The organism is Nocardia sp. GCM10030253, from assembly GCF_042675075.1.
Taxonomy (GTDB): domain Bacteria; phylum Actinomycetota; class Actinomycetes; order Mycobacteriales; family Mycobacteriaceae; genus Nocardia.
Genome location: NZ_JBHTDL010000007.1, coordinates 126021 through 140369, shown reverse-complemented (window position 1 = coordinate 140369; position 14349 = coordinate 126021). Strand labels below are relative to the sequence as shown.

Genomic DNA, 14349 nt, shown 5'->3' with positions numbered 1-14349 from the left:
CCCGCGGCATATCCGGCTGCACCGGATGGTCGGCGCAAGGTGTGGAGGGGTGGGGGAGCAGACTGGGCGCATGGGATTGCGTGGTGGCGGCGGAATTGCTGATGGGCCGGTGTTGGTACTCGGTGGGCGCAGTGAGATCGGGCTCGAGGTGGCGCGGCGGTTGGCGCCGGGGCGGGTGGTGATTCTCGCGGCACGGCGTAGTGGCGAGTTGGCCGAGGAGAGTGCGGCTGTGCGGGCTGCGGGGGCGTCGGCCGTGCATTGCGTCGAGTTCGATGCCGATGACACGGCGAGTCATCCGGCGTTGCTGGAGAAGCTTGTGGCTGAGCACGGCGGGCTCGGGGTGACGGTGCTCGCGTTCGGGGTGCTGGGAGATCAGGTGCGGGCGGAGCGGGATCCGGCGCATGCGCTCGCGGTGGTGCATACCGACTTCGTTGCGCAGATCAGTGTGCTCACCACGCTGGCGAATCTGCTGCGCGCACAAGGTGACGGGCAGATGGTGGTGTTCAGTTCGGTCGCGGGGGTGCGGGTGCGGCGGGCCAACTATGTGTACGGCTCGGCCAAGGCCGGACTCGACGGTTTCGCCAGCGGGCTCTCGGATGCCTTGCACGGCAGTGGCGTTCACCTACTGCTGGTCCGCTCCGGCTTCGTGATCGGGCGGATGACAGCGGGCATGGACCCGGCTCCGTTTTCGAGCACGCCGGACCGAGTCGCCGCCGCCGTGGTCGACGGTCTGCGTCGCCGTGCCAGTCGGGTGTGGGTACCGCGGGTGCTGCAACCGGCGTTCTTCGTGATGCGCCTACTGCCACAAGCAGTGTGGCGGCGGATGCCGCGGTGACCGCGGCGTCGTGGTCGGGGCCGCCGATTGTGGTCGTCGGGATCGGGGCGGACGGGTGGGAGGGGCTCGGGCGGGTGGCGCGGGAGGCGATCGCGGGGTGTGCGGTGCTGTTCGGGGCGCAGCGGCAGTTGGCTTTGGTACCGGTGGATTCGGCGGTTGAGCGGGTGGCGTGGCCGTCGCCGTTGGTGCCCGCGTTGTCCGGGTTGTTCGAGCGGTATTCCGGGGCGCGGATCTGTGTGCTGGCGAGTGGGGATCCGATGTTCTATGGGATCGGAGTGACGCTGGCGCGGCTGTTCGGTGCGGGGGCCTTGCGGGTGCTGCCGCAGGCTTCGTCGGCGTCGCTTGCGTGTGCGCGGCTGGGGTGGGCGCTTGCCGAAGTGCCTGTTGTCAGTGCGGTCGGGCGGCCGGTGGAGACGGTGCTGCCGGAGCTGACGGATCGGCGCAGGGTGCTCGTGCTCAGCGCGGATGAACATACTCCGGGGCGGATCGCGGAGCTGTTGCGCGGCAATGGGCTCGGTGCGTCGACGGTGACGGTGTTGGCACAGTTGGGTGGTCCGGATGAGCAGATCCGGGCAGCGACCGCGCAGAGCTGGGGCCTGCCTGTGGGTGATCCGCTGAATATCGTGGCGGTCGAGTGCGTCGCGGATGCCGAGGGCCCGCGTGCGACCAGGATCCCGGGGCTCTCGGATGGGCTGTTCGGTGGCGACGGGCAGCTCACCAAATCAGAAGTGCGTGCCCTGACCCTTGCGGCCCTCGCGCCAGCGCCGGGGGAACTGCTGTGGGATGTGGGCGGTGGCTCGGGCAGCATTGCGATCGAATGGTGTCGCACGCACCCGAACTGCCGGGCGGTCACCTTCGAGCGGCTCGAGCACCGGCGGCGGCAGATCGCCACCAATGCTGCCGCCCTGGGTGTCCCGCACGTCGTCGTGCGCGGGGAGGTGCGCACCGAGGTCGAATCGACCGAATCAGCACCTCCTGACGCCATTTTCGTCGGTGGTGGGGTTACCCAGGATGGCCTGCTCGAGACATGCTGGTCGCATCTGCGCCACGGCGGCAGACTGGTGGCGAACGCCGTGACCGCGGAATCGGAGGCCCTACTGCTGACCTGGGCAAAAGCGCACGGTGGCGAACTGCGGAAGTTTCAGATTTACCGGGCGGAACCATTGGGGACCTTCACGGCATGGCGCCCGCAACTACCGGTGGCGCAGTGGTCGGTGCGCAAAGCGTGAGGACTCGCTGTGAAAGCCTCGATCAGAGGGCGATACAGACTGAGATGAACGGGTAGGGTCGGGCCCGAGATCCGATTGTGATCGGAAATCCGGTTCCTGATTGGGAGATTGATGAAGTACAAGAAGTTCGCCGCTACCTCGCTGTTGGCCATTGCCGCCACGGGTATCGCGGCCGGAACGTCCTACGCTGCGCCGTCCGCACCCGCACCCGCGGTGCAGAGCCAGACCACCTCGCCGACCGTCACGGGCGAGGATCAGAACGTCAACTACGCGGTGCAAATCGTCGATAAGACGATCGTGACCACCCTGACCGGTGGCGCGTTCAGCCTCGACGCCGACAAACGGTACGTCACGGTGAAGAACGAGGCCGGCACGGTCGTCACCTCGATCCCGCTCGAGGCCAAGGTGGCGGACGGGGAGATCATCCCGATCGCGGCCACCATCGATCCCGTGGCGCAGCGGCTGACGCTGACCCCCGAGGTCAAGCCGACCGCTTCCGCGCCGTCCGCGGCCGAAATCGGTGCGTCGCAGGACTGGTTCTTCGCCGAACTGCAGCGCGCGTCGCTCGGTGCCCTCATCGGTGCCGTCATCGGGTTCTTCTTCTTCGGCATCGGTCTGCCGGTGGGCGCGCTCATCGGCCTGCTCATCGCGGGCGGACCGAGCCTGATCAATGCGGGCATCGCCTACTTCAGCGGCCAGCCCTGAAAACTCTGATTCTGGGCGGTACCCGGGAAGCCAGGGAACTCGCCCACATCGCGTCCGGCGAGCGAGGATTCGACATCGTTTCCTCGCTCGCCGGACGCGTTCGCGACCCGTTGCTGCCCGAAGGCGCGGTGCGGGTCGGCGGTTTCGGTGGTGCTGAGGGTCTGCGAAAATGGCTCGTAGCCAACGCCATCGAGATCGTGATCGATGCGACGCATCCGTTCGCGGGCACGATCAGTGCGAACGCGGCCATTGCCACAACAAGTTTGACTCTGCCGCTGCTGCATGTGCGTCGCCCCGGATGGTCGGAAGGGCCGGGGGACAAGTGGATCCGCGTGCCCGATCTCGATGCTGCCGCGGCAACCGTTGCCGGAATGGGCGATCGAGTGTTTCTGACGATCGGTCGCCAGGGCGTCGGCGCTTTCGCCGGACTGACCGAGCCGTGGTTTCTGATCCGCGCCATCGACCCGCCTGACGGCGCGCTGCCGCCGCGCCACGAATTACTGCTTGCGCGTGGCCCTTTCGCCCTCGCGGATGAATCGCGACTGCTGGCGCTGCATCGCATCGACGTGCTGGTCACCAAAGGCAGCGGTGGAGATCAGACCGATGCCAAACTCCTCGCGGCCCGCGCCGTGGGTATCCCGGTCGTCGTGATCGAGCGGCCCGCGCTCCCGGCCGACGCGATCGTCGTGGAGACTGTGCCGGAGGCTTGGGAGTGGTTGCGCGCGAGAGCCCGTACTCGCGGCTGAGCGCGTCCTCTCAGCGGCCAAGGAGCGTCGGCAACCGATCCAACCATTCGAGTACTGCCCGCTCGTAGCCGATTCCGAACTCCAGCGTGGCGCGCCGGTGCGGCGGCATCCCGGTGCAGTCCTCGCCCAGGTACCTGGTGAGCCGCTGCTGGTGGATCTCCCGGTTCGCGGCGATGATCTGGTCGAGATGGTCGGGATCGAGGTGTTCGCCGAAAGACATCGTCAGCAGCAACGGCACCCGAATGGTCTCGCCACCCGGATCGCGGGCGATCCACTCCAGGAATGCCTCGCGCCCGGCATCGGTGATCAGATAAGGGGTCCGCTCCCGCGCTCCCGGCTCGCCCTTCTGGACCAGGCCGCCCGCGTCCATCGTGGCCAACTCCCGGTACACCTGGCTCTGGGTGATCGTCCAGAAATCGCCGATGCGATCCTGTGCGGTGGACACCAGGTCCCACCCCGACATCGGACCCTCGTGCAGAAACCCGAGCAGTGACGCGGCCGTGGAATTCAACGGCTTGCGTTGTGTCGCGGTATTCGTCAACGGACAGCTCCCTTCGCACTCAATGTTCCATAATGGAATGTTATATGACGGGCTGGGGGCGAGCGAAGAGCCCTTCTCGCGATCTATCTAAGATACAACTTGTGTCTAAGATGTATTCATCGGCTGAGCGTGCGTTTCACGAGGTGAAAGAGCGCATTCTCACGGGTGCGCTGCCGGGCGGTGAGTTGATCAGTGAGGGTGAGATCGCCGCCGATCTCGGTATGTCCAGGACACCGGTGCGCGAGGCGTTCCTGCGGCTCGAGGCAGCGGGGTGGATGAAGCTCTATCCCAAACGTGGCGCGCTGATCGTACCGATCCCGCCCGCGGAGGCCGAGCACGTGGCGCATGCGCGGTACATCGTGGAGATCGGGGCGGTGCGCGCACTGGTCGCCGCCGATCGCTCGGCGTTGACGGCGGCGCTGCAGGCCTCGCTCGACCGGCAGCGAGAACTGGCCGACACCAAGGACTTCGACACGTTCGCCGTGGCGGACACCGACTTCCACCGCACCTATGTGGTCGCCGCGGGCAACCCGCTGCTCACCGGTTTCTACGACTCGCTGCGCGAACGGCAGCGCCGGATGAACAGCGCTGCGTTGCACCGAGGTTCGACGGATATCGCCAGCATCATCGAGCAGCACGCGCGGCTCGCCGACCTGATAGAGGCGGGCGACGTGGCCGGCTTCGCCGGCGCGCTCGTCGAGCACCTGTCCGGTGTGCACCAGCTGGAACTGAGGGGACTGTGATGGCAACGCTCACCACCGTCGATGCTCGGCCGCCGGAGCTCCGGACCACATCGAAACGGTGGTGGGGCGTTGCCGCGGCCATGTTCGCGATCGCCTGGGGCGGAAACGAATTCACCCCGCTGCTGGTGATGTACAAGAACAACGGACTGCCAGTCACCACGGTGGATCTGTTGTTGTTCGAGTACGTGCTCGGCATTGTGCCCGCGCTGCTGATCGGCGGACCGCTGTCGGACCGCTACGGCCGTCGCCAGCTGCTGCGTCCGGCGCCGCTGATCGCCGCCGCCGGGTCGCTGCTGCTGGCATTCGGGTCCGCATCCGTGCCGGTGCTGTCGGCCGGGCGGGTGCTGTGCGGGGTGGCACTGGGGTTGGCGATGGCGGTGGGCAGCAGTTGGCTGAAGGAGCTCTCCCAGCCGCCGTTCGGGCCGGAACTGCCCGCGGGCACCGGCGCGCGACGCTCGGCCATGAGCCTCACCGGCGGCTTTGCTGTCGGCGCTGGCGTGGCCGGAGTGCTTGCCCAGTGGGCCCCTTTGCCGAACACTCTCGCGTATCTGATCAACGCATTGCTGTGTCTGGTAGCCGCGGCCTGGGTGGCCCGTGCGCCGGAAACAGTCCTCCCGCAGGAGAATCCGGGTCGTATGGTCGACGACATCAAGGTACCGGCCGCCGCGCACCGCCGATTCCGATACGTGGCATTGCCGGTCGCACTGTGGCTGTTCACCTCTGCCGCAACGGCTTACGCGGTGATGCCGACACTGATGGCGCCACGGGTGCACGATGCACCGGTCGCGTTCTCGGCACTGATCACCGTCATCACCCTTGGCTGCGGGTTCGCGATTCAATCGGTGGCCAGGCGCATCGACCGCCCCGGCACTGCCCGCGCCGCAGTGGTGGCGTTGGCTCTGGTCACCTGCGGGATGGTCTCGGCCGCTTGGACTTCGGGAACCCTGACCCTTTGGGCCACTGTCGTCACCGCGGTCGTGCTCGGCGCCGGATACGGCATCGGTCTGGTCGCCGGACTGCAGGAAATCGAACGCATCGCCCGCCCCGACGATCTGGCCGGACTCACCGCCGTCTTCTACTCGGCAAGCTACCTCGGCTTCGGCGTCCCTGCTCTGCTCGCCTTCCTGCACCAGGCCGCGGGCCTCGGCTACCCGACGATGTTCGCCGCTGCTGGTCTCGCCGCGCTCGGGTGCCTGGCAGTGGTCACCCGCAACTACCGAAGCTGACCGGTCCGTCCGACCGTCGCACGATGCCGGGTTCGTCCGGCAGCCCCTGGGTGACGAGGGCTGGTTGACCGAGGCCGAGAGCCGGTCGACTGGTTCGGTGTTATGGAGCGGTTTGCGGTGGCCGGTGACGGGGCTAGCCGAGATCACCTCGGGTTGTCGCGATGCGAGCCGTACGAGTCGCGACGCGCCGAGCACGCCGTGTCCGCTGATCGACGGTCTCGTCCCGGTCGATCAGCGTTGGTAGCGCCGCGAGGTGTAGACGCGAGGGCCCTGGTCGGTGTCCATCGCGGCTGTGGTGGATGCGCCGATGATGAGCAACGTGCGCATGTCGACCTCGGTGGGGTCGAGTTCGGCCAAGAGGACGACGCGGACGGACTCGGTCGGGCCGCCGACGTCGCGGCCGATCACCACGGGAGTGTCGGGCTTGCGGTGCTCGAGCAGCAGATCCCGCATCGCGCCGACCTGCCAGGTGCGTTGGGAGGAGGCCGGGTTGTAGATGGCTATCGCCATGTCGGCGGCAGCTACCGCCGAGAGACGTTGTGCGACAACCTCCCACGGTTTGAGCCGGTCCGACAGCGAGATCATCGCGTAGTCGTGACCGAGTGGAGCGCCGACCCGGCTCGCGACGGCGTTGGCGGCGGTGAGGCCGGGCAGCACCCGCACCGGTACGCCCGCCCACTGCGGGTCGGCGGATTCCTCGAGCACCGCCGCGGCCATGGCGAACACCCCGGGGTCACCCGAGGAGACGACCACTACCTTCGCGCCCTGCTTGGCCAAATCCAGTGCCATCGCGGCACGTTCGGATTCCACCCGGTTGTCGCTGGCATGCCTGCGCTGCCCGGGGCGTTCCGGTACCCGGTTGATATAGGTGGTGTACCCGACGAGATCGGTGGCCTCGGCGAGGGCATGATGCACCTCCGGCGTGGTCCAGTCCGCCGAGCCGGGACCGAGCCCGACCACGACTACTCCTCCCGGCCCGCCGAACGAAGCGTCCCCACCGGGTTCGGCCGCCGCCGGGTGGGCAGTGTCCGATGCCGCCGCGGGGATGTTGACGTGTTGTGCCTGCTCGGTATCGGTGAGGTGAGCAACGGCCATGTCGGTCGCGACCTTGCGCTGCGCCTGCGCCTGCGCGCTATTCGCAAGGCGCAGTGGGGTTGTCGGCTGTGGACCCGGCACCAAGGTGATGGAAAAGTACGGCACATCGGCGTCGTCGACGTCGGCGGCGCGCAGTACGCGTTGCCGGTCGGAGCTGGCGCGCTCGATGTAGTAGGCGTCGTCGAGTCGGCCGGAGTCGGAGAGTGCCTGGCGCACACCGGGGTACGTGCGGCCGAGTTTCATGATGGCGGCCGCTTCGGTGTCGCGCAGGCGCCGGGTGAGTTCTGCGGTGGGCATGGTGCCCGGCAGTACGGTGAGCACCTGCTCGCCCTCCACCAGCGGGGTGCCGAGGGCTGCGGAGGCGGCGCTGACCGAGGTGATGCCGGGGATGATCTCGGCGTCGAATCGGTCGGCGAGGCGACGGTGCATATGCATGTAGGAGCTGTAGAAGAGCGGGTCGCCCGCCGCGAGCAGCGCCACCGATCGGCCCGCCGCCAGATGTGTCGCGAGACGCTCGGCCGCCTCCTCGTAGAACTCGTCGATGGCGCCTTGATACCCGCCGGGATGGTCGGTGGTCTCGGTGGTCACCGGGTAGACGAGATGTTCTTCCAGTTGCCCTTCGCGCATGTACGGTGCGGCGATCGCGCGCGAGATGCTGCGCCCGTGCCGGGCGCTGTGGAAGGCGATCACATCGGCCGCTGCGATGATCCTGGCCGCTTTCACTGTCACCAGTTCCGGGTCGCCGGGGCCGAGTCCGACGCCCCACAACTTGCCATGGACGATGCCGTTCGTCATTCCTGTTCGCTCGCAATCGCATTCAGCGCCGACGCGGTGATGGCGCTGCCGCCGCGCCTGCCGCGTACGGTCAAGAATTCGATCCCGCCGAAGTCGATCAGCGCGTCCTTGGATTCGGCGGCGCCGATGAAACCGACGGGGATGCCGAGGACGGCGGCCGGTCGTGGCGCGCCCGCGTCGAGCATGTCCAGCAGATGAAACAGTGCGGTCGGTGCGTTCCCGATGGCGACCACGGCGCCGTCGAGCCGATCCCGCCACAGCTCGAGTGCCGCGGCCGAGCGCGTATTGCCCAGCGTGGCGGCAAGTTCCGGCACCCGCGGATCGGTGAGCGCGCAGAGCACGTCGTTATCGGCGGGCAACCGTTTGCGCGTCACGCCTGACGCGACCATGTTGGCATCACACAGGATCGGCGCACCGGCGCGCAGCGCGGCACGCGCGGCCGCCACAACGCCACTCGAAAAGGCCACGTCCTGTGCGAGATCCACCTGTCCGCACCCATGGATCATTCGCACCACCACCTGCGCCACATCCGGCGGGAACGCGCTCAGATCCGCCTCGGCGCGGATCGTCGCGAACGAGCGCCGATAGATCTCGGCCCCGTCGGTGAGGTAGCTGGCACGTAGGTCGGACATGCGGACCAGCCTATGAGGTGCCTGCCGAGCCGGGTCGGCGCGGGTGGCACCTGGTCAGGTCCTCGGCCGCTCGAGGATGCGCGACATGACGATGGAGCTACGGGTGCGGCCGACGCGGGTGTTCTCACGGATGCGTTCGACGGTCGACTCGATCTCGGCCATATCGGTGGCCATCACGTGGACCAGCGCGTCGGCCTCGCCCGCGATCGTCCAGACGCCGACGACCTGAGGGATCGGTTCGAGGCTGCGCCGCAACTCGGCCGGGGTGATGTTGTCGCGGTAGTAGACCTCGACGTAGGCCTCGGTCTTCCAGCCGAGCGCGGCGGGATTGACCATGGCGGTGAATCCGGTGATCTGTCGGCTGGCGACCATCTTGTCGACGCGGCGCTTGACCGCGGGCGCCGAAAGGCCGACCTTCGCGCCGATCTCTTGAAACGACGCGCGCGCCGCCCTGAGCAGGTGGGCCAGAATCCGCCGGTCGATGTCGTCCACGCCACACCCGTTCTCTCGATACGCAACGATTCTTCGCTGCACGGTATATCTGCGCAATGAATCGTTGTTTCTGACGCAATAGTAGGCGAATTACCTTCGTGTCAGTCGAATGATCCGCGCCTATCTTCGGGAGACACGTTGACCTCCGTTGCCACGCTCCACAACGAGCCCGCATCACCCCGGCAGCCATCGCCACGACGGTTCGTGATGTGCCGCCCCGACCACTTCGACGTCTTCTATTCGATCAACCCCTGGATGGATCCGACGGAGCCGGTCGACCGGGCCCGCGCCCTCGACCAGTGGGAAACCCTGCGCTCGACCTTCGAGCAGTACGGCCACCAGGTCGACCTGGTTCCCGGCGAGCCGGGTCTGCCCGACATGGTGTTCGCCGCGAACAGCGGACTCATCGTTGGTGATAGGGCGCTGTCAGCGCGTTTCACCCATCCCGAGCGCGCCGCCGAAGGCCCCGCGTATCACAGGTGGTTCGCCCAGCGTGGACTGACCGAACTCGTCGGCGCGCAGGAGGTGAACGAGGGCGAAGGCGATTTCCTCCTCGTGGGTGATCGGATCCTCGCGGCGACCGGGTTTCGCAGTTCGGTTGCCGCACACCGGGAAGTGGAACGCTTCTTCGAGTTGCCGGTGGTGTCCCTCGAACTGGTCGATCCGCGGTTCTATCATCTGGATACGGCGATGATGGCGCTCGACGACGCGAACATCGCGTACTTCCCGCCCGCCTTCAGCGCGGCCAGCCGCACGCTCATCGCTGAGCTGTACCCGGACGCGATCGTCGCCACCGACGCGGATGCGGTGGTGCTCGGCCTGAACGGCGTCTGCGACGGACTCAACGTCTTCGTCAGCGACAGGGCGGTCGAACTGATCGAGACGTTGCGGGCCAATGGGTACCACCCGGTGGGCCTCGACCTGTCGGAACTGCTGAAGGCGGGCGGCGGGGTCAAGTGCTGCACCCTGGAAATCCACGACGACCCGAGGATCGAGGAGAGCGCGGCCTAGCAGGGCTCGGCCAGGGCCGCGGACGGGGCCAGGTCGTCAGGCTTCGTCTTGGTCAATCGTCATGCGGCGGTGCATTTCTCGCAGGAGGTCGATCAGTCGACGCGGTAGCCGTCCGGGGTGGCGACCACATCGGTCACCGCACCACGCGGTCTGCCGCAGCGACGGTCACAGCCCGACCAGTGCTGACGCCCGCCCACTGTCACCGCGTCGGCAGCGAAGATGGTAGCGGTCGATGCATCGGTAGTCGTCGGATCGGGTTGCACATGACCCGATTCCACCGCCGCGCTTGCGTCGGCACGGACGTCGGTGATCGACTTTGCGCAGCCAGGCTGTCCTGCACAGGCGCTGACGAGCAGCCAGGGGGAGTTGGCGTCGAAGATCAGGCCCATCGGGGCGAGCACTCGGACCACCTGCTCGGCGGGCCACTCGTCCAGGTCCGTGATGACGAGGCTGCGCCAGGGGGTGACCAACACCGGTCGTTCGACGGCGGCGATGAATTCGGCGGTGCGGGCGGGCAGCGACCCGAGCCGTACCCCGGCGCCGAGGCTGACCAGGCCGTTGTCCTGGGTCAGCCAGCCGATCGGAATATCGTGCGTGGCACCGAGTTCCAGTCGATCGGCGCCAGGTGCCAGACCGAGGAGGTCGGCGACCCGCTCGACACCGTCCGCGATTTCGTGCAGCCGCCACTGGCCGGAGCTCAGGTCGAGGAAGCTGTGTGCCGCCGCGAGCATGACATCGACGGCATCGTTGGCGGAAACCCGGATGCCGGTGTCGCGCCCGGCCAGCAGGAGTGCGAATTCGGCGGTGTCGACCGCGTGCACGCCGATATCGCCGCCGAGACCGCTGACGTCGCCACGGCCGTCGTCGAAGGTGAACAGCACGCGCCCGGGCAGGTCGGCCAGCCGAGGCGCGGCGAGCAGTCCGGCGTCGAGGGTGGATACGAGTCCGTGCACATCGGCCCGACCGCCGATGCGGCCTGCCAGCGGCGAGGCGACGATATTGCGGACCCGGTCATGTGTATGGCTCGGCAGCAGCCCGGCGGTTTCCAGCCGCGTGGTCAGCTCACCCGCGTCGCGCACCCGACGCAGCTGCGCATTGCCGCGCGAGGTCAGTTCGATGTTCCCGTCGCCGAGGTCGCGGGCGGCGTCGGCCAGGGCCTGTAGCTGCTGCGATGCCAGCAGTCCGCCGGGCACCCGGATACGAGCGAGCGGTCCGTCGGTCGCCTGATGCAGCCGCAGCACGCCGGGGCAGGAGTCGGAAGTTGTACGTGTCATGACCCATCCAGAGTACGACCCGCCACTTGAAGAACGATGCCACGCACGGCACCACCCGCACCTTCATCGGCAGCTACACCCTCGGCGCCGAACGCACCGATGCAGGCTGGCGCGTCAACCGTTTCCACTACCACCTCAAAGTCATCGAAGGGAACGCCGTCCTGACCTGAGCTGTCGTCGATCGGCCGCGATCACCTCGAGCTCGAGCCGCCAGCTCGGATCGAAGATCCCGGCCCACACGACAGTCAGCGCCGGACTGTTCGGTAGCCAGGGCGTTCGGCTACCCGATCGGCGAATCCGATCGAGTGCGGCCGGCGTGCACCGCGCCGGCGTCGGGTCGGGTGAGGTGTCGTCGATTGCCAGGTGCCCACGCGGCAACGAGCACGGCGGCGGCCACTGCGATGAATCCCAGTGCGAGAGAGGCTTGCTGGGCTCCGTGGATAAAGGCTGCTTTGGCGAAATCGGCCAGTGGCGCGGCTTGGGGTCCTGCTCGTTCGGTGATCTGTAGGGCGGCGGCCAGGGAGTCGGCGACGGGGCCGCGAGTTTGTTCGGGCAGTCGAGGCAGGGCGGGCGCGATTCGACTGCTGTAGCCGGCCGCGAGGATGCTGCCCGCGATCGCGATACCGATGGCGGCGCCGACCTCGCGGGCCGCGTCGTTGACCGCCGCCGCAACGCCGTGCTTTTCGACCGGGGTGCCCGCGATGATCGCCGCGGTCGCGGGCGCGGTGCACAATCCGAGGCCGGCGCTCATCACCAGCAGCGGCCACAACAGATCGAGATAGGTGCTGTCGAGATCGAGCCGGGCCATGGCGAGCAGCCCGATGCCGAGCACCATCAGCCCGACGAAGGTCGGTATCCGCAGCCCGAATCGTTCGGCGAGCCACGGCGCGACCATCGAAATCGCCATCAGCGGAACGACCATCGGCGCCATGGCCAGCGCCGAGGTCAGCGGTCGATAGCCGAGAATCAGTTGCAGGTACTGCACGAGCAGCATGAACACACCGAATGTCACCAGGAACTGAACGGTCACCGACGCGGTGCCGCTGCCGAAACCGCGTCCGGCGAACAGGCGCACATCCAGCAAGGGGTGCTCGACTCGCAATTCGATGAACACGAAGGTCACCGCGCCCGCAACGCCGCAGGCGAAGGTGCTGATCACCACCGGGTCCAGCCACCCGCGTACCGGCGCTTCGATCGCGCCGACCACGATCAGGCCGACCGCTAGCATCACGGTGGTCGCTCCCCACGGATCCATGGCGGGCCGTTGGTCGTCGATCGATTCGGGGATGGTGAACCCGGCGATCAGTAGCGCGACACCAGCCACGGTCATGGCCACGAAAACCGACAACCATGACCAGCGTTCCAGCAGCAGACCGGAACCGACAATCCCGAGCACCGCTCCGGCACCCGCGACGCCCGCCCAGATGCCCACCGCGTTTCCCCTTCTGGCGGGCGGGAATCCAGCGGTCAGCAGCGACAGGGTCGAAGGCATCACGAGCGCGGCGCCCGCGCCGGCCGCGGCTCGGGCGCCGATCAACCAGGCGGGCCCGTCGAGCAGCAAGGGCGTCGCCGAGGCGACGGAGAACAACAGGAGCCCGAAGATCAGGACAGCGCGGCGTCCGTACCGGTCGCCGAGCGCACCCGCGGGCAGGACCAGGCAGGCCAGCGCCAGCGTGTAACTGTCGACGATCCAGGTGAGCTGCTGCTGGGTGGCACCGGTGCGGCCTGCGATCTCCGGTAGTGCGGTGTAGAGCGCGGCCATCGACGCGATGACCAATGCCACCGCCAGACACGACATCACCAACGTCCACCGCTGCTTAGGGGAGAGCCGCGTGGTGATGCGGTCGGTGGAATCCATCGGGCCTCCCGACATAACAGTACGAACAGTATCGCTGCGCTACTATGAGTAGCATAAGTGGAGTGCGTGGCGATAGGCTTCGGCAAACAGGGAATGCTTGGACCATGACATCGACCGGATCGGCCGACGACTCGTTGCCGCGCAACCACTCTCGCGATGCCGCCGAAGCCGAACCCGACGCGATCGATCCCCGTAAGCTGCGGTCGAGGGCCCGGCTGCTGGACGCCGCGACCGCATTGCTGAAATCCGGTGGCGTCGAAGCCGTCACCATCGAGGCGGTCACCCGGGCATCCAAGGTCGCCAAGACCACGCTGTACCGACACTTCGACAACGCCATGGACCTGCGCGCCGCCACCTTCGAGCGCCTGATCCCGCAGGTCATCGCGCCTCCCGCAACCGGATCACTGCGCGATCGCCTGATCGAGCTGCTCGACCGGCAAGCCGCGATCATCAACGAAGCACCCCTGCACCTGACCACGCTCGCGTGGCTGGCCTTGGGCACCGATCGCCCCGACACCGACGCCGGACCCGCCGTCACCTCCCTGCGGCAACGCCTTATCGAGATCTACCGGCAGCCGTTCGACGAACTGCTCGACAGCCGTGAGGTCCGTGCGCAGCTGGGCCAATTCGACCTGTCCCTCGCGCAGGCCCAACTCGTCGGTCCGATCGTCTTCGCCAGACTCACCGGACTTCGGCACACCACACCAGCCGACTTTGCCCGCATCGTCGACGACTTCCTCGCCGCCCGTGCCGCAACCAGGTAGCCGCGCGGCTGCGAGTGAAGACGATCGTGGTGTGTGAACGGCCCGCGATTTCGGAGTGGTGTGCTGCAGACGAGCAACCATTGTTACCTGGCGGCGCTCTCGGACGTTCATCATTGGATCTATGGCGTCCGATCGCGTTCAGGTTCGCGTGATTCTTGTGTTCGGGGATCGTGCGCAGTTAGATACACCGTGGCATTCGGCGCGGGACCCGATGTGGGTGCCCGCGGCCCTGATCGCCGAGCAAGCCGGGTTGCCGGTCAATGAACTGCCGGGCAGGGAGTTCAGTGCCGTCGGAGATCAGAAGTCCCTGACCGACTTCCGGCTGGTCTTCGACCCGCGTCTGTAGGCGAGGGGAGCGCGGACGGGCACGTGGCCGGTGCGGTTCGGCGTGGCAGGTAGCATC

General features: G+C 67.5%; 16 protein-coding genes. 10 read left to right on the top strand and 6 right to left on the bottom strand.

What is annotated here, in order from left to right:
* Window positions 1–70: 70 nt before the first annotated feature.
* The 4 genes from ACFQZZ_RS16675 to ACFQZZ_RS16660 all read left to right on the top strand — a co-directional run bounded on the left by ACFQZZ_RS16675 (window position 71) and on the right by ACFQZZ_RS16660 (window position 3515).
* Window positions 71–835 carry an SDR family NAD(P)-dependent oxidoreductase gene (locus ACFQZZ_RS16675; RefSeq protein WP_378681831.1) on the top strand — a complete coding sequence of 255 codons (765 nt, stop codon included), beginning with the start codon at window positions 71–73 and terminating at the stop codon, window positions 833–835.
* Window positions 832–2064: a precorrin-6y C5,15-methyltransferase (decarboxylating) subunit CbiE gene (gene cbiE, locus ACFQZZ_RS16670; protein WP_378680855.1), complete on the top strand. Its 1233-nt coding sequence runs from the start codon at window positions 832–834 to the stop codon at window positions 2062–2064. Before ACFQZZ_RS16675 ends, cbiE begins: the two co-directional genes overlap by 4 nt.
* 111 nt (window positions 2065–2175) lie before the next feature.
* Complete coding sequence (locus ACFQZZ_RS16665) at window positions 2176–2769, top strand: hypothetical protein (RefSeq protein ID WP_378680853.1); 594 nt, start codon at window positions 2176–2178, stop codon at window positions 2767–2769.
* Window positions 2766–3515, top strand: a complete 750-nt coding sequence (locus tag ACFQZZ_RS16660; RefSeq protein WP_378681829.1) for a cobalt-precorrin-6A reductase — start codon at window positions 2766–2768, stop codon at window positions 3513–3515. The genes ACFQZZ_RS16665 and ACFQZZ_RS16660 overlap by 4 nt, the downstream gene beginning before the upstream one ends.
* A 10-nt stretch (window positions 3516–3525) precedes the next feature.
* On the opposite strand, the gene ACFQZZ_RS16655 is transcribed toward ACFQZZ_RS16660, so the two are convergent.
* Window positions 3526–4056: a PadR family transcriptional regulator gene (locus tag ACFQZZ_RS16655; protein WP_378680850.1), complete on the bottom strand. Its 531-nt coding sequence runs from the start codon at window positions 4054–4056 to the stop codon at window positions 3526–3528.
* A gap of 110 nt (window positions 4057–4166) precedes the next feature.
* Here ACFQZZ_RS16655 and ACFQZZ_RS16650 point away from each other — a divergent pair, with 110 nt between their 5' ends.
* Both ACFQZZ_RS16650 and ACFQZZ_RS16645 read left to right on the top strand, forming a co-directional pair.
* A complete protein-coding gene (locus ACFQZZ_RS16650; RefSeq protein WP_378681827.1) occupies window positions 4167–4799 on the top strand; it encodes a GntR family transcriptional regulator in 633 nt (210 codons plus the stop codon).
* Window positions 4799–6025, top strand: coding sequence for an MFS transporter (locus ACFQZZ_RS16645; RefSeq protein WP_378680848.1), 1227 nt, complete (start codon window positions 4799–4801; stop codon window positions 6023–6025). The genes ACFQZZ_RS16650 and ACFQZZ_RS16645 overlap by 1 nt, the downstream gene beginning before the upstream one ends.
* A 231-nt stretch (window positions 6026–6256) precedes the next feature.
* On the opposite strand, the gene cobJ is transcribed toward ACFQZZ_RS16645, so the two are convergent.
* The 3 genes from cobJ to ACFQZZ_RS16630 are packed head-to-tail and all read right to left on the bottom strand — an operon-like array spanning window position 6257 to window position 9039.
* On the bottom strand, window positions 6257–7915 hold the full coding sequence (gene cobJ, locus ACFQZZ_RS16640; protein ID WP_378680846.1) for a precorrin-3B C(17)-methyltransferase: 1659 nt from the start codon (window positions 7913–7915) through the stop codon (window positions 6257–6259).
* Window positions 7912–8547, bottom strand: a complete 636-nt coding sequence (locus ACFQZZ_RS16635; protein WP_378680844.1) for a precorrin-8X methylmutase — start codon at window positions 8545–8547, stop codon at window positions 7912–7914. The genes cobJ and ACFQZZ_RS16635 overlap by 4 nt, the downstream gene beginning before the upstream one ends.
* Window positions 8548–8601: 54 nt before the next feature.
* Complete coding sequence (locus tag ACFQZZ_RS16630) at window positions 8602–9039, bottom strand: Lrp/AsnC family transcriptional regulator (RefSeq protein WP_378680841.1); 438 nt, start codon at window positions 9037–9039, stop codon at window positions 8602–8604.
* Between the two features lie 138 nt (window positions 9040–9177).
* Between ACFQZZ_RS16630 and ddaH the strand changes: the two genes are divergently transcribed.
* Window positions 9178–10050, top strand: a complete 873-nt coding sequence (gene ddaH, locus ACFQZZ_RS16625; protein WP_378680838.1) for a dimethylargininase — start codon at window positions 9178–9180, stop codon at window positions 10048–10050.
* Between the two features lie 92 nt (window positions 10051–10142).
* On the opposite strand, the gene cobG is transcribed toward ddaH, so the two are convergent.
* Window positions 10143–11324 carry a precorrin-3B synthase gene (cobG, locus tag ACFQZZ_RS16620; protein WP_378680836.1) on the bottom strand — a complete coding sequence of 394 codons (1182 nt, stop codon included), beginning with the start codon at window positions 11322–11324 and terminating at the stop codon, window positions 10143–10145.
* A gap of 26 nt (window positions 11325–11350) precedes the next feature.
* Between cobG and ACFQZZ_RS16615 the strand changes: the two genes are divergently transcribed.
* Window positions 11351–11494 (top strand): hypothetical protein, encoded by a 144-nt coding sequence (locus ACFQZZ_RS16615; protein WP_378680833.1) that lies wholly within the window; start codon window positions 11351–11353, stop codon window positions 11492–11494.
* Window positions 11495–11604: 110 nt separating this feature from the next.
* On the opposite strand, the gene ACFQZZ_RS16610 is transcribed toward ACFQZZ_RS16615, so the two are convergent.
* Window positions 11605–13182, bottom strand: coding sequence for an MFS transporter (locus tag ACFQZZ_RS16610; RefSeq protein ID WP_378680830.1), 1578 nt, complete (start codon window positions 13180–13182; stop codon window positions 11605–11607).
* Between the two features lie 104 nt (window positions 13183–13286).
* Between ACFQZZ_RS16610 and ACFQZZ_RS16605 the strand changes: the two genes are divergently transcribed.
* Window positions 13287–13946, top strand: coding sequence for a TetR/AcrR family transcriptional regulator (locus ACFQZZ_RS16605; RefSeq protein ID WP_378680826.1), 660 nt, complete (start codon window positions 13287–13289; stop codon window positions 13944–13946).
* 121 nt (window positions 13947–14067) lie between these two features.
* Window positions 14068–14292 (top strand): hypothetical protein, encoded by a 225-nt coding sequence (locus tag ACFQZZ_RS16600; RefSeq protein ID WP_378680824.1) that lies wholly within the window; start codon window positions 14068–14070, stop codon window positions 14290–14292.
* Window positions 14293–14349: the final 57 nt, after the last annotated feature.

Coding starts and splice junctions, on each gene's coding strand:
- ACFQZZ_RS16600 (WP_378680824.1), top strand. CDS start 14,068: ATGGCGTCCGATCGCGTTCAGGTTCGCGTGATTCTTGTGTTCGGGGAT.
- ACFQZZ_RS16635 (WP_378680844.1), bottom strand. CDS start 8,547: ATGTCCGACCTACGTGCCAGCTACCTCACCGACGGGGCCGAGATCTAT.
- ACFQZZ_RS16675 (WP_378681831.1), top strand. CDS start 71: ATGGGATTGCGTGGTGGCGGCGGAATTGCTGATGGGCCGGTGTTGGTA.
- ACFQZZ_RS16665 (WP_378680853.1), top strand. CDS start 2,176: ATGAAGTACAAGAAGTTCGCCGCTACCTCGCTGTTGGCCATTGCCGCC.
- cobJ (WP_378680846.1), bottom strand. CDS start 7,915: ATGACGAACGGCATCGTCCATGGCAAGTTGTGGGGCGTCGGACTCGGC.
- ACFQZZ_RS16650 (WP_378681827.1), top strand. CDS start 4,167: ATGTATTCATCGGCTGAGCGTGCGTTTCACGAGGTGAAAGAGCGCATT.
- cobG (WP_378680836.1), bottom strand. CDS start 11,324: ATGACACGTACAACTTCCGACTCCTGCCCCGGCGTGCTGCGGCTGCAT.
- ACFQZZ_RS16645 (WP_378680848.1), top strand. CDS start 4,799: ATGGCAACGCTCACCACCGTCGATGCTCGGCCGCCGGAGCTCCGGACC.
- ACFQZZ_RS16605 (WP_378680826.1), top strand. CDS start 13,287: ATGACATCGACCGGATCGGCCGACGACTCGTTGCCGCGCAACCACTCT.
- ACFQZZ_RS16610 (WP_378680830.1), bottom strand. CDS start 13,182: ATGGATTCCACCGACCGCATCACCACGCGGCTCTCCCCTAAGCAGCGG.